Source organism: Paenarthrobacter sp. NPDC091711, assembly GCF_044756605.1.
In the GTDB taxonomy this organism is placed as follows: Bacteria; Actinomycetota; Actinomycetes; order Actinomycetales; family Micrococcaceae; genus Arthrobacter.
The window spans coordinates 59,612-72,958 of record NZ_JBIVTF010000007.1 but is presented as its reverse complement, the minus strand read 5'-3'; the positions used below and the strand labels follow the sequence as shown (position 1 = coordinate 72,958).

General features: G+C 63.5%; 13 protein-coding genes. 6 read left to right on the top strand and 7 right to left on the bottom strand.

Annotated elements, in window-relative coordinates:
- Nucleotides 1-112 precede the first annotated feature (112 nt).
- Nucleotides 113-433 (bottom strand): hypothetical protein, encoded by a 321-nt coding sequence (locus ACIQH5_RS12565; protein WP_400403650.1) that lies wholly within the window; start codon nt 431-433, stop codon nt 113-115.
- Between the two features lie 50 nt (nt 434-483).
- Nucleotides 484-2,139 (bottom strand): sigma-70 family RNA polymerase sigma factor, encoded by a 1,656-nt coding sequence (locus ACIQH5_RS12560; RefSeq protein ID WP_400403648.1) that lies wholly within the window; start codon nt 2,137-2,139, stop codon nt 484-486.
- A gap of 151 nt (nt 2,140-2,290) precedes the next feature.
- Here ACIQH5_RS12560 and ACIQH5_RS12555 point away from each other — a divergent pair, with 151 nt between their 5' ends.
- From ACIQH5_RS12555 to ACIQH5_RS12540, 4 genes are all read left to right on the top strand, one after another.
- Nucleotides 2,291-3,049 carry a hypothetical protein gene (locus ACIQH5_RS12555; RefSeq protein ID WP_400403645.1) on the top strand — a complete coding sequence of 253 codons (759 nt, stop codon included), beginning with the start codon at nt 2,291-2,293 and terminating at the stop codon, nt 3,047-3,049.
- 102 nt (nt 3,050-3,151) lie between these two features.
- On the top strand, nt 3,152-4,447 hold the full coding sequence (locus tag ACIQH5_RS12550) for an Ig-like domain-containing protein (protein WP_400403643.1): 1,296 nt from the start codon (nt 3,152-3,154) through the stop codon (nt 4,445-4,447).
- A gap of 38 nt (nt 4,448-4,485) precedes the next feature.
- Nucleotides 4,486-4,668 carry a hypothetical protein gene (locus ACIQH5_RS12545; protein ID WP_400403640.1) on the top strand — a complete coding sequence of 61 codons (183 nt, stop codon included), beginning with the start codon at nt 4,486-4,488 and terminating at the stop codon, nt 4,666-4,668.
- Nucleotides 4,669-4,692: 24 nt separating this feature from the next.
- On the top strand, nt 4,693-5,520 hold the full coding sequence (locus ACIQH5_RS12540) for a DUF1684 domain-containing protein (RefSeq protein WP_400403637.1): 828 nt from the start codon (nt 4,693-4,695) through the stop codon (nt 5,518-5,520).
- A 24-nt stretch (nt 5,521-5,544) separates the two neighbouring features.
- Here ACIQH5_RS12540 and ACIQH5_RS12535 read toward each other — a convergent pair whose 3' ends face one another.
- Both ACIQH5_RS12535 and ACIQH5_RS12530 read right to left on the bottom strand, forming a co-directional pair.
- The gene (locus tag ACIQH5_RS12535; RefSeq protein ID WP_400403989.1) at nt 5,545-6,819 is read right to left on the bottom strand and encodes an acyl-CoA dehydrogenase family protein; all 1,275 of its coding nucleotides are present in this window, start codon (nt 6,817-6,819) and stop codon (nt 5,545-5,547) included.
- The gene (locus tag ACIQH5_RS12530; protein ID WP_400403635.1) at nt 6,819-7,625 is read right to left on the bottom strand and encodes an SDR family NAD(P)-dependent oxidoreductase; all 807 of its coding nucleotides are present in this window, start codon (nt 7,623-7,625) and stop codon (nt 6,819-6,821) included. Before ACIQH5_RS12530 ends, ACIQH5_RS12535 begins: the two co-directional genes overlap by 1 nt.
- 114 nt (nt 7,626-7,739) lie before the next feature.
- Here ACIQH5_RS12530 and ACIQH5_RS12525 point away from each other — a divergent pair, with 114 nt between their 5' ends.
- Nucleotides 7,740-8,903 carry a glycoside hydrolase family 76 protein gene (locus ACIQH5_RS12525; RefSeq protein WP_400403633.1) on the top strand — a complete coding sequence of 388 codons (1,164 nt, stop codon included), beginning with the start codon at nt 7,740-7,742 and terminating at the stop codon, nt 8,901-8,903.
- Here ACIQH5_RS12525 and ACIQH5_RS12520 read toward each other — a convergent pair.
- A complete protein-coding gene (locus ACIQH5_RS12520; protein WP_400403630.1) occupies nt 8,900-9,505 on the bottom strand; it encodes a YdeI family protein in 606 nt (201 codons plus the stop codon). The genes ACIQH5_RS12525 and ACIQH5_RS12520 overlap by 4 nt on opposite strands.
- A 74-nt stretch (nt 9,506-9,579) precedes the next feature.
- Between ACIQH5_RS12520 and ACIQH5_RS12515 the strand changes: the two genes are divergently transcribed.
- Complete coding sequence (locus tag ACIQH5_RS12515; protein ID WP_400403627.1) at nt 9,580-10,311, top strand: hypothetical protein; 732 nt, start codon at nt 9,580-9,582, stop codon at nt 10,309-10,311.
- Nucleotides 10,312-10,343: 32 nt separating this feature from the next.
- On the opposite strand, the gene ACIQH5_RS12510 is transcribed toward ACIQH5_RS12515, so the two are convergent.
- Nucleotides 10,344-11,600 carry a M20 family metallo-hydrolase gene (locus tag ACIQH5_RS12510; protein WP_400403624.1) on the bottom strand — a complete coding sequence of 419 codons (1,257 nt, stop codon included), beginning with the start codon at nt 11,598-11,600 and terminating at the stop codon, nt 10,344-10,346.
- A gap of 8 nt (nt 11,601-11,608) precedes the next feature.
- Nucleotides 11,609-13,345 (bottom strand): amidohydrolase, encoded by a 1,737-nt coding sequence (locus tag ACIQH5_RS12505; protein ID WP_400403622.1) that lies wholly within the window; start codon nt 13,343-13,345, stop codon nt 11,609-11,611.
- Between the last annotated feature and the right edge of the window lie 2 nt (nt 13,346-13,347).

Sequence of the window (13,347 nt, the reverse complement as noted above, 5' to 3'; positions counted from 1 at the left end):
CATACCTTCGGGATCTGGTTGGGCCCGTACACTGCGCTGGATACTGTGAGCCGGATTACTAATGTTTCCTACGGGATCTTACCCGCACCTAACTCAACACAAGGAATGCGTCTCAGATTTTGACCTGGCCCTCTGCCGGCTTCCGGCCAGGCCGTGGCAGCACAACTCTTCCGCCGAGCACTTCCCGGCCTGCCGTTCCCGGACCCGCGGACAGGGACTCGTGCCGGCGCTGCCTCATCTCCTCAATGGCTGCGGCCGCTTCCATCCTTGTAGGCGCACCCGTGGCAGGCTCAATCATGGACAAAACGCTCCCCAAGGTGCCGGTGGCTCCTTTTGAAGGAACACCCTTCTGCACCAGCCGCGTACCGGCCCAGATTGAACCCATAATGAGCGCCAGACTGACCACGGCCGTAAACACTGCCTCAATCCCCATGGGCTCAGGGTACGCCCCACCAGGATGGGAGCACAGCCATTTCTAACCTCTCAGTACACGGCTGAGAACCTCTTGGAGGCCAACCCGGGTCCGCTCAACGTATAAGTGAGGACCCTCTCGCCCTTGGTGGGCCCGTCCTTGCTGCGCTTAATGCCTGCTCCCAGCTGAAAACTCAGCTCGGTGCGCTGTACCGAGTCGGTGGAACAAATAGCCACACTCCGGCTCTCGAACCTGCAGGTCCATCCGTCCGGTGCCTTAAACGAATCTTCAACTATCCACGAGTTCTTCCCCACTGAGAACACCGCTTTGCCGGTGCTCAGAGGGGCAGCCCCCGAGACCCTGAAGTCGATTTCCATGACGGTGCCGTTGGAGTGGCTGTTCCCCGCCTCACGCACAGAGCCATCTACGACAGCTGGAGCAGTAGCCGGCGGAACTACCAAAGGCGCGGCAGGTGTGGTGGTCACCGGTAAGGGGACAGGGGACGGCGCGACCAGTGGTTTAGTCGGAGTCTCCGGCGCGGGTTCTTCTGCCACCACGGGCGGCACGTCCACGGGCGGCGCTTCAACGGGTTGCACGTCCGCAGGTAATGGTGCCGCCGGCACGGCCAAAACGGGCGCCGGCGCTGCCGTTGGTGAAGGCGGAGTAGTTGGCGAAGATGCACTGGTTGGTGAAGGCGCGCTGGTTGGTAAAGGCGCGGGCATCACCGGAGCCTCTTCCCGTGGAGCGATGGCGGACTCCACTGCCCGCTGCTCCATGTAGGCATCCGGAGTCAATTGGTCAACGATGCCCACAGCCCCTAGTACGAGTCCCACCGCAGCTGCGGCAATGACAACCATCACGGCCGGTTGAGCAAGGGCAGGGAGCGCCGCTGCCGCCTTAACGGGCAGCATGCCACCCACTACACCAAGTCCAGCCCCTTTCCCTGCCCACAGTGCGGCCGGAATTCCTGTCACCAACGGCAGGAGCACTGCCCTCATGCTCCCCTGGACGTCCTGCAGTTCCGCAAGGGCCGCCGTGCACCTTGAGCAGCCGTTCAGGTGCTCCCGAATCTTGCGCTCAGTGGCGTTGGAGACTCCACCGCGGATGTAGTTGCCGAGCTTCGACGCGTATTGGGAACATTCAGTGTCAGTTTGCTCCGAGATGTGGCATTGCAGGTACTGCCTCCTGAGACCTTCGCGGGCGCGGAGGGCAAGAGCAGAAACGGCGTTGGCGGAGAGACCCAGAATCGGTGCCACGGCCGCAGGTTTCATGCGTTCCACGTCCAAGTACCACAGCACGGCCTGCCACCGTTCGGGCAGGGAACGGAATGCCTTGGCAATGGTGTGCGACTCGAATGCACCGATTGCCGTGTCCGAGTCCGCCAAGGCCTGGTCCAGGACGGATTCGTCGCCGCTGGGCACGACTTTGCCGGCCTTGCGATTCCGATGGTGGGACAACCGCGCCACTGTGGACAGCAGGTATGCCCTGAAGAACGTGTCCGGCCCTTTGCCCGCAATGAGGCTTTGCAGGACAGATTGGAAGGCCTCTGCCACCACATCCTCGGCGTCACTCTGGTTGTCCACGTTGCGTCTTGCAACGTTGGATGCAACGGACACATGGCGTTCGTAGAGGCCGTCGAAGGCAGCCAAGTCTCCACTGCGGACCAATTCAATGAGTTGACCGTCGTCGACGCCGAATTTGTTGCTCGCATGTGACGTGCGTGCCATCTATGGCACCCCCAAATCGTAGAGAACCCTGCCCATATATATGGAGTGAGGGCAGAACCCGAGTCGTGACGCCAGTTTGTACAAAGTCTTTAGCAATCGATTCTCCGGAACGCTTCCGTCACGAAAAGGCCCTTTTGCGCACTGTTCGGATATGACATCGTTCCGGACAAAGCCAGGTGCCGAGTACACGTTTTTGCAGCATCATTTGCTGCGCAAATGGCGGACCGCCAGCTACCAAAGGGGGTGGCGGTTCCGCGCGGATTGGTTTCTGCCGGAAGTCCGAACAGTTGTCACTTCCCTCGCGAGCAGTACGGTAGTTCCCGCCCCCGCAGCAAAATTGCTGGGTGCTGCGCGCGCCAGGAATGGCGTCAGCATCAGTGAAACCCTGAACGACTTCCGTGCCCTGTTCACCGCAGCGGAGCGGGCTCTTGACGTCGATGCCCTCCTGTCGATCGCGGAAGGATGGGCCGAGGTGGCGGAAACAGCCCCCACCATCTCCTGCACCGACGTCTATACCGGCCTCGCCACCCAGGCCCACTTTCAACGACGAGTCCACGAGGTGTCCGCGCTCGGCGCGCAGTGGCCGGATTCGCATGCGCTGGCCATCATTTCGCTGCCCCATCCCCGGGATAGCCGCAGCCATTGCTGGACCCTCCTGGCCCGGCTTGGGGATGCCGTCAATGGTGAGCTGAAAGGAACCGGAGCGACGGCAATGTACCAAAATTCCGCGGTCCATATCCTCTTTTACGTCAGCGACAGCAACCTGTCGCAGCTAGCGGAATGCAAGACGGCTTTGGAGGCCCTCGGCGATGGCCGCCTATGCCCTGCGCACATGAATTTCTTCCCGCTATCCGAGGCTGCGGCAACTGCTGCCACCACCACAACTGCCGCACGGGACTCCTCGAGTTAGCCGGATTTGACCAAAAACCGTTCTGCAGCGTAACGAACCGCGCAATACAAACACTCACCTTGTGACGGAACACATCCCAAGGACTCTAAGGACCTTCCAATAATGAATAACCAGCTCCACCCAAGAACCTCGTCACTGGTGGCTGCCGTGCTGGCCGCTGTCATGGCCGTCCTGGGCCTGGGACTCTCGGCCCTTCCAGCCAGTGCTAAGGAGATCCCTGACGCCGAGATCACCCTCAGCACCGGTTCCACAGTCACCGGGCAATGGGATCAAGTGGATCTGACCTGCGAATGGTCCGTCCCGGACAACTCGCAACCCGGGGACACGTTCACTTTGCAGCTTCCCCCCGAACTGCGGTGGTTCGGCGCTGCCACTTTTGACCTGGACACTCCCGATGGCCAGACGGTGGCAACAGCTACGGCCAACGGCTCCGGCCTTGTGGTCTTCACGCTCACCGACTTCGTCGCGTTGCATCCGCTGGACGTGGGCGGAACGTGCTCTTTCGTCACGCAATACTCCGTGGATCCGGCAACAGGGGGAACAAAGGAACTTAGCTTCGTTTTCGGCGACAGCGTGGTTCGCGTCCCTGTGAACATCGAACCATGCACGGAAGACTGCCTCCCGGATGTGCCTACAACTGCGGGAAAGTCGATGTGGTGGGCGGACCCTGCACAATCAGAATTTCAGTCGGTCCTCTACATGCCGCCCATGGCGTCAGCGAACAACGATGTAGTGCTCACCGATGTCCCCGCAGCCGGAATGGTCATCGACTGCAGCCGGGTAACACCGCGCGTCGGCAAGGTGCGGGGCGAGGCCGGCAACATCGTTGAGCCCTACGACAACGAGCAGTATCCAGCGACCATCGAATGCACCCCTCAGTCGCTCACGGTCAGCTGGACCGGTCTTCCCAAAGGGGAGCACGTGGAGCTCTTTGTGATGACCAAGGTTTCTGACCCTTCCCTGGACGTCTACGAAAACAACGGGACAGTGACCATCTCCGGCGAGGAAAATCCTGTGGGAGCCCAAACGCGCCGGAGCAATGCCAGCGGAACCGGGCAAGGGACAGCTGCAGCAACGCCAACACCCACGCCCAGCACCACCGCACCCACTCCCACTCCCAGCACCACGGCACCCACGCCCACTCCCAGCACCAGCATCAGCACCGCAACATCCACCCCCGCACCGAGCATCAGCAGCAGCCCCGCTGTTGCGGTCCTTCCGACAGAACCAAGCGAATCGGCGCAGGTGAAGAACCCGGCGCCGTCTGCCACGTCGGAACGGCTGGCCAATACGGGTGCACAAGGTCAGGCGTTCATCTTCCTGGCTGTGGCGCTTCTGGTCGTGGGATCCCTGCTCGCCTTTGCCGGTGCCCGTAAATACCGGCACCGTTCGCACTAACAAGGCGAGCAAACGCCCTTCGGGGCAAGACGGCGGGGATGGGCGTGGCACGTGGTGCCAAGCCCATGGTGGCCGTCCTTCAATCCCGGCTCGCGCTGGCATGGGTTCAGGGCCAGCGCGAGCCGATCCACAGCAGTGGAGTCCTGCCCCACGCGGGTGTGGATTCCGGGAATGCCCGCGCCCGGCGCATAGTTGAGGCAAGAGCATCCGCCGCGAACTGACGCGAACACCAGCTGAGGAGAACCATGAGCTCGCCCACCACCGCAACCGACGCCCAACTTGCACGTTGGGAGCGGTTCCGTGCAGGTCGACATGCAGCACTTGCCACCGAGCACGGCTGGTTGACGCTCACCTCTTTCCAATGGCTCGAGTCCCAACCGTCCGGGGTGGAACTTGTTCCGGGCCTCTGGTCTACCGACGGCACCACGGCTTTCCTCACGGCGAGCGCTGCGGATGGACTGACCGTGGTTGAGACAGGACAGACCGTGGAGGGAACCATCACGGCGACGTTGCAGGACGAAGAGTCGCTCATGTGGGTTCAGTTTGGGGGCGACGACGGCAAGCAGGTTGTGGTGGAACTTGCCATGCGTGCGGATAAGTACGCGGTTCGCACGCGCGACAACAGCTCGCCCGTGTTGACAGGGTTCAGTGGTGTCCCCACATACGAGTACAACCCCGACTGGGTGATCCAGGGACGGTTCGAAGCTTACGCCGAGCCCATTGACGTCCCCATCGGCACGGCCAACCCCTTGGTGGATGGCGTCCACCGGTCAGTGGGCGAGGTGGTGTTCCAGATACCCTGTGTTCCCCACGAAATACGGCTGCACGCCGAGGAGGAGAAGCTGGGTGCGCTCAACGTCACTTTCCATGATGAAACCAACGGTGAGAGCACAGATGAATGGCGTAAGGTCTTCATTCCCCGGCCTCGCCCTGATGGGTCCGTAGTGATCGATTTCAACCGTGCCATCAACTACCCCAGCGCCTTCACTCCCTATGGCACCTGCCCCATGCCTGTCCGGGGCAACTCGCTGGACGTGCGCGTGGAAGCGGGCGAGAAGCTCCCCCAGGAATGAGGGACGGGGAGTGAGAGACGGGGCCTAGGTGATGGCTGAAACCCCAGTCACCGCACGGCCCACGATCAGGGAGTTGATCTCGTAGGAGCCTTCGTACGTATAGATCGCCTCTGCGTCGGCAAAGATCTTGGCAATGCGGTAATCGGTGACGATTCCGTTGCCGCCCAGGATGGAACGGCCCAAGGCCACGGTTTCCCGCATCCTGGCGCTGCAGTAGGCCTTGGCGAGCGCCACCTGTGCCATGTCGGCGCCACCGTGGCGCTCCCCTTGGGCGTCTGTGAAGATATCCTCCTGCAGCTGCGCTATGCGGACCATCATCCCCATGCTGGCCACCGCGTTGCCGAGCATGTCCACCAGGTGTTGTTGGATGAGCTGGAACTTGGCCAATGGCTTGCCGAACTGCATGCGTTCAACGGCGTACTGCCGGGCGACGTCGAATGCTGCCAGTTGTTGGCCTACTGCTTGCCAGGCGACCATGATGCGGGATCCGCGGAGGAGATGGTTGGTGTCCACGAAGCTGCTGATGCCGGCGAAGCGGTCCGCTTCAGCTACCTCGACGTCCTCAAAGACGATGTCGGCGTTCTGCACCGTGCGGAGGGCTATTTTGTTCTCGATGCGGCTGCGGGTGATGCCCGGCAGGGAAGCATCAACAATGAAAGCACGCACTGAGCCGTCGGCTTCGTCCTTGGCCCACACCAGCATGTAGTCGCAGAACGTCCCGTTCCCTATCCAGCGTTTGGCGCCGTTAATCACCCAGTAATCGCCGCCGTCGGGTTCTGGCCGCTCAACACGGCGGGCGGTGGTCTCCATCCCGCCGGCGACGTCGGACCCGTGGTTCGGTTCTGTGAGGGCGAAGGCTCCGGTGGTGCGGAGGTTGGAGGCGTCGTCGAGGTAGCGGTCCTGTTGAACATCGCTGCCGAAGTCGTACAGCGATTCCACGAAAAGATCGTGGTGGACCATGAAGAACGTGGCGATCGAGGTGTCAACGCGTGTCATTTCCGCGATCACCAGTCCGGCAAACAGGTGCGTGTACCCGCGTTGGGCTGGGGCGCTGAGCCGGAGGGCCGCGAGTTTGGGAAGGATGTGTTCCGGGAATTCCGCCTTCTCCCACCATTGGCCGGCGTAGGGGGCGATCTCGGAGGCAAGGAATGCCCGGAGTTCGTTGAGTTTCCGCTGTTCTTGAACACTGAGCAGCGATTCGAAGTCGAAGAAGTCGGCGGTGGGCAGCTCGGCCACGGATGAGGAAACGGACCCGGCTGTCCCCGGCGCTGAGCCCGGGGCGCTGCTGTAGTCGCCCATCATTTGAGTCCCATGCGGATGGCGCCATCGAGCCGGATGGTTTCTCCGTTGAGCATGGCGTTCTCCACGATGTGGGCCGCCAGGTTTGCGTATTCCGCGGCACGGCCGAGGCGGGCGGGATGCGGAACCTGCTGTCCGAGGGAGTCCTGGGCTGATTGGGGAAGTCCGGCCATCATGGGTGTTTCAAAGATGCCGGGCGCAATGGTGGCCACCCGGATCAGGGAACGGGCGAACTCTCGTGCCAGGGGCAGCGTCATGGCTGCTACGGCGCCCTTGGATGCGGCGTAGGCAGGCTGGCCGATCTGGCCTTCGAAGGCGGCGACGGATGCTGTATTGATGATGACGCCGCGCTCGGGCCCACCCAGTTCCGTGGAGACGGGTTGGGTTTCCACCATGGCTGCGGCGGCCAATCGAATCACGTTGAAGGTGCCCACGAGATTGATCTGGATGACCTTGTTGAAGGTTTCCAGCGGCAGCACGCCATCACGGCCAAGGACTTTTCCGGGTGTCGCAATGCCTGCGCAGTTGACCACGATCCGGAGCGGGCCCATGGAGGTGGCGGCGTGGACGGCGGCTTGGATTTGGGATTCGTTGGTGACGTCTGCGGGAGCAAAGACCGCACGCGGGGCCTGCTCTCCTGCACCCGAATCCAAGGCGTTGAGCTCGGCCGCGTAGGACTCGCCGGCTGACTGTGGCAGATCCACCAACACCACCGAAGCTCCGGCGTCGAACAGTCGTTTGGCGGTGGCAGCGCCCAAACCTGACGCCCCACCAGTAATCAGTGCAACCGTACCCTTGATGTCCATTCATCCTCCTTGATGCAGACCCAAATCCGTTAATGAATGTTAACTGGAATTGTGGCCCGGCGCACACTTCCCTGCCGCGTCCGGCTCATCCCCCGGCCCGGATAGGCTGTTTCCATGTCCAGCCAGATCGAGCCAGCAGGGATTCCGGCCCCCTCCACAGATGCCGCCGAGTGGGCAACGCGTGCCAACCGGGCGGCCCGATCGGTGACCCGAAGCTTCGGCGGGCGCCTGCTGTTCCTGCCCGGAACCCACATCGGCGCCGTGAGCTTGCCCACTACCATCCGCAGGAGCCTCTCCGGCCCTTGGCATTATTGGTGGCAGGCGCACTACGTCGATTGTTTGGTGGACGCGGGGCGTCGCGAACTTGCCACTAAAACAAAGTTCGACGGCGGCTCCCGGCCTAGCGCCGGCCGGCTCGCTTCGCGGCTGGTCACCACCATCCGTTTGCGGAATCTCCTGCGCTTCGTGAACGACTACTACGACGACATGGCGTGGCTGGCCCTCGCGACCCTGCGCTTGGAGAAGCTGGCGGAGGAGACCAGGAAACCTGGTCGCCGGCGCAATGCGTATGTCCAAAAGTGCTTGACCGTGCAGTTTGATTCCGCTTCCACGGACCATCTTGGCGGTGGCACTTTCTGGAGCACCAAACGGGATTTCAAGAACACTCCGGCCACCGCCCCGGTGGCCCTCTACTACGCCCGGACCGGCCACGCCGAGCGTGCCCAGCAGTTGGTGAACTGGCTCAACAGCAAGCTCCTCCACCCGGACCGAGGCCTTTATCAGGACGGGCTTCGGATCAGTGACGGCGAGGTGGTGGTGGATGGGGCCATTTACACCTACAACCAGGGCCCGGTCCTGGGCGCGTTGCTGGAGTTGGGCGGAGAAGACAATCTGCGCAGGGCCGCCCTCTTGGTGGACGCTGTGCGACGCGAGCTGACGCTTCCCGGCACGCTGGTGGTCCGCGGCGACGGCACCGGCGATGGCGGCCTTTTTACCGGCATCCTGCTCCGTTATTTAGCAATGGCTGCCCGGGACGTCAGACTTCCATCCACCGCCCGCGAGACGGCCAGATCCTTGGTTCAGAGCACGGCGGAAGCGTTCTGGACAGGCCGTCGCGAGAACCCGGACCTGGACAATGCCCGCAAGGGCAGTCCTGCGATCGTGTTCTCTTTCGACCCCCAGCGGCCGGCGAGCCAAACGTATCCCGCCGGGACCGCCGTCGAGCTTTCCACCCAACTTCAGGCGTGGATGGCGCTGGAAGCTGCGGCCACGCTCTAGCTACCGCTGGAGCCGGGACGTTTCCTTTGCGGGTACGGGGTTTCGTGACGGGCCAGCATCTCCACGAAACCGGCGATCTTGCGCGCCCGGGTCTCAGCCCGTTTGACCCCGTTGGTGCGGTGGATGAGGGCGAAGCGGTTCTGGGAGGTCAGGACGTCATACATGGCTTGGGCTTCAGGGACGGCTGCGATGGCTGCGGCGAGGTCTTCCGGGACAACCGAGTCGGCGGGCCCTGCGTAGGCGGCTTCCCAGCGGCCGTCGGCTTTTGCGGCCTCGACGGCGGCACGGCCGGCGTCGGTCATTTTGCCCTCGGATTCCAGGCGCGCAATGTGCCCTACGTTCCGCACGGACCAGATGCTCTTGCGGCCCCGTGGCGTCATGCGTTGCATGTAGCTTTCGGCGTCGCGGCTCTTCGCCTGGCCGTCGATCCAGCCGAAGCACAGGGCTTCGTCCAGGGCGGCGTCGTAGTCCAACTCTGTGACCGTGCCGCCCTTCTTGTGCAGGATCAGCCACACGCCGGGGCTCTGGGCGGCATTCGCCGAAAGCCAGTCACGCCAAGCGGCGCCGTCACGGACAAGAAGTTCTTCAAGCTCAATGGGCATGGATTCATTCTGCTGTGAACGGCAGATACGGCATAGGCTGAAACGCGGAAGCCCTGACAAACCCAGGAGGAGCAATGTTGCGATCCCGCCCCATCCACTACACGTCCAGGCACGAGGAGTGGTCCGCCCTCCTGCAAGCGCTGGGTCTGGTCAGAACCGTGGACGACGGCGATTGGCGGGAGTTCGACGCCGGTTCGGGTCGCCTTGCGTTGGCCGCCGTGCGGCACGGCCACCCGCTGGATGGTTCCACGGTGTTTGGCGTCGAGGTTGGAAATCTGGAGGAGTTTGCCCGGCGTACCGAGGAAGCCGGCACCCAGGCAGAACTCCACGAGGGCCCGGACGGAACCACTGTGCAAATTTCTGCGGACGACGGGTTTGAGTTTTTCGCTTTCCCCGCGGAACGGGCAACGGATGGCTCTTGGGCTACGTCAGGCGACGCCCACCCGGCACTGACCGTGGTGGCCACCTGGATCAGCCCTTTGGTGGGCCTGGCAGTCAACGCGCTCAGTAATATCGGCGCCCGGCCCCGGAGCGAGGACGATGAATCGGCCACGTTCACCACCAAGAACGGTGGAATCCTGCGGGTGATCCACGGAGCCGATGGCGCCAACGGCGATCTCGCGTTCGAGTACGACGACGGGTTGGAAGCACTGCTGGACCGCCTCAAGGAAGCAAAAGTCGAGGCAAGGATCAGCGAGGGTGTCCTGTACATCGCCAATCCTGATGCCTCGGGTGGCGCGGCACCGGCGTCGATCGTGGTGGAAAGCCCACCGGTTGACCGAAAGCCGGCACCGCAAGCGAGCTAAAACAGCTAGTTCAGCCAGTTCAGCTTGTTCAGCTAGTTCTCCAGCGCCCCGTCACACAGGCGGGCAACCACCTCGGTGAGCATGGTGAGTCCGGCCACAATATCCTGGTCGGTGGTGTATTCGTGCTCGTTGTGGGAGATGCCATCAACGCTGGGCACGAACAGCATCACGGTGGGAACGATGTCCTTCATGTTCGTGGAGTCGTGCCCGGCGAGGGTCATCACTTCCTTGTTGGACAGCCCCAGGTCCGCGGCAACCTTGGCCGCGAGCTCCACGCCTTCGGGCTGGTACGGGGTGACGGCCCAGGAGTGTGAGTGGTTTTTCTCCACGGTGACGTTGGCCAGTTGTTCGATCTCCGTGATGCGGGCATGCAGCAGGGCGTCGGCCTCGGCCAGGATGGCTTCGTCGGCGCTGCGCAGGTCCAGCAAGAGGTTCACGCGGGACGGCACCACCACGGGCGAGTTGGGGTACACGTTGAGCTGACCCACCGAGGTGTGCAGGACACCCGGGAAGCGGTCGGCGAGTTCGCGTGCGGCAACCACCAGCATCGAGGCCCCGAGCAGAGCATCCTTGCGGTCCGCTATCACCGTGGAACCGGTGTGTGCCTGCTCGCCGTGAACCACGAACTCGTACTTGTTGGCGGCCCAGTTGGAGCTGACCAGCCCGATGGTGACGCCGTCGCGCTCCATGCTGCGGCCCTGTTCGATATGGATCTCGGCGCAGTACGCGGCTTCCGGCCCCTCATACGTTCCGCGGCACCCGATCGCGTCCAAGGCATCGCGCACGGTGACCCCGGCGGCGTCCTTGGTGTTGAGTGCGTCCTCGAGTTCCAGCTTGCCGGTGTAGACGGACGAGCCCATCATGGAGGGCTTGAAGCGGCTGCCTTCCTCGTTGAACCAGTTGACGACGGCGAGGTTGAACGTGGGTGCCGTGGCGCCGGCTTCCCAGCGGGCGGCCAAGCGGAACGCGGCGTGGGCAGCAGCGAGGACGCCATACGCGCCGTCGTAACGTCCCGCCGTCGGCTGTGAATCCATGTGTGAGCCCACCACCACGTAGGGCGCACCGGGCACAGCTTCGTAGAGGCCCCACTGGTTGCCGGCGTGGTCGAACTTCACCGTGAAACCGTGCTCCTCCAGGAGTCCGGCGAGCCAGCGGCGCTGCTCGCCGTCGGGAATGGTTGCCGCTTGGCGGTCCACGCCGCCGTTCTCCGTGGCACCGAAGGCGCTCATGATGCGGAAGTCCTGCACGAAGGCGGTGTCCTGGGTGGTGAAACTTGTGGTGATGGTCATGGTCTCCCCTATGAGCTTTGGGTTGCTGATACACGGCTCGATGAAACACGGGCAGCGTACGGACTTTCCGAGGAAGGTTCCGCGTGGAAGTGGGTTGATTGGTAGGTAAAACGGCCGCCGACGGCGGTGGCCAGGACCTGCAGTTCGCTGATGGCAGGCGCCGTCAACGGTGAAGCGGACAGGACGGCGAAGTCGGCAAGCTTGCCGGGTGTCAGCGTGCCTTTCTCGGCCAGGGACCCCGTTGCTGCGGCGGCACCGGAGGTATACGCGGCGAGTGCCTGGTGTGGGGTGAGGCGTTCGGCCGGGTTCCCGAAGACAGCCCCGGACCCGGTCCCGCGGTCCACGAACGCCTGCATGCCGCGGAGCACGTTTCCGTCGGCTACCGGCCGGTCCGAGCTTCCCGCGAGCATCACACCTGCGTCCAGGAAACTGGCTGCCCGGTAGGCCCAGGGCAAACGATCCGGCCCGAGGGACGCGGTCATGCCGTCCCCACCCTCGCGGAAGAAACTTGCTTGGGGTGTCACGGCGATTCCTGCGTCCGCGAGCCTTGCCAGCTGCTCGGGGCGTGTCATGGAGGCGTGTTCGATCCTGTTCGGCAAACGGCGCTGCCCATACACGGCCTGGCAGTCGGTGATGATGTCCACGGCCAGGTCAACGGCCCGGTCCCCGATGGCGTGGGCCGCGATGGACCACCCGGCGGCGTAGGCGGCCTCGATGCGTTCCCTCAGCTGGGCCGGATCCGCTTGGAAGTAGCCGACGTTGCCGCGGTTGTCCTTGTGTCCGTGGCTGCAGAACTCGTGGCTCACGGCCGCGGTTTCGCCCAGGAGCGAGCCATCCAGGAACACCTTCGCGGGACCCAGCGACAGGTAGTCATTGCCGAATCCGCTGGTGATGCCAAGGTCCAGCCCGGCCGGTGCGGCACCAGCACTGTCAGAAGCATGACCGCCCAGGCCATGCAGCACATCGAGCACGGGCATGACCTGAGCCCGGGCATGCAACCGGCCGTTGGCCGAAGCGCTCTGGTAGGCGGCGAGCTCGGCCGGGCTGTGCCCGATCCACCCGCCGCCCACCCCGGCCTCGGTGAAACTCGTGATGCCCTCGGAGGCGTAATACAACGTGGCCCTCTCAAGGGCGGCTTCGATGTCCTCCAGCGAATACGGCAGGATCAGCTGCTGGATCAGTTCCTGGGCCGTCTCCTGGACCAGTCCCGTGGGATGTCCCGCTGCGTCGCGGACGATCGCTCCGCCGTCGGGATCCGGGAACGACGGCGACTCCGCACCTGCCAGCCGCAACGCGGCTGTGTTGACCACGGCCATGTGCCCGGAGTTGTGCCGCATGAACAGCGGCCGCTCCCCCGTGATGCGGTCCAGCTCGGCGATGTCCGGGAAGGACCCGCCGTGCTGGGTCTGGCTGAAACCAGTGGCGAAGAGCCAGCCCTCGCCGTCGATCCCGGGGCTGGCAACAGCGCCCCGAAGCAACTCATACAGCTCCTCCAAGCCGCGGGCACCGGAGACGTCCAGCTCCGCCAGGCCAAGCCCAAACCACGTGGTGTGGCAATGGGCATCGATGAAGCCTGGAGTGACGGTGGCACCGCCAAGATCGAGCACCTGAACAGCATCCAAGCCATCCAGATCCTCGTCCAAGCCCACGATGCGGCCTTGCCAGATGCCCAGCGAGCCGGCCACCGGGCGGTCCGGATCCATGGTGATGATCTCTGCGTTCCGCAGGAGGAGGTCGAGTTTCATGT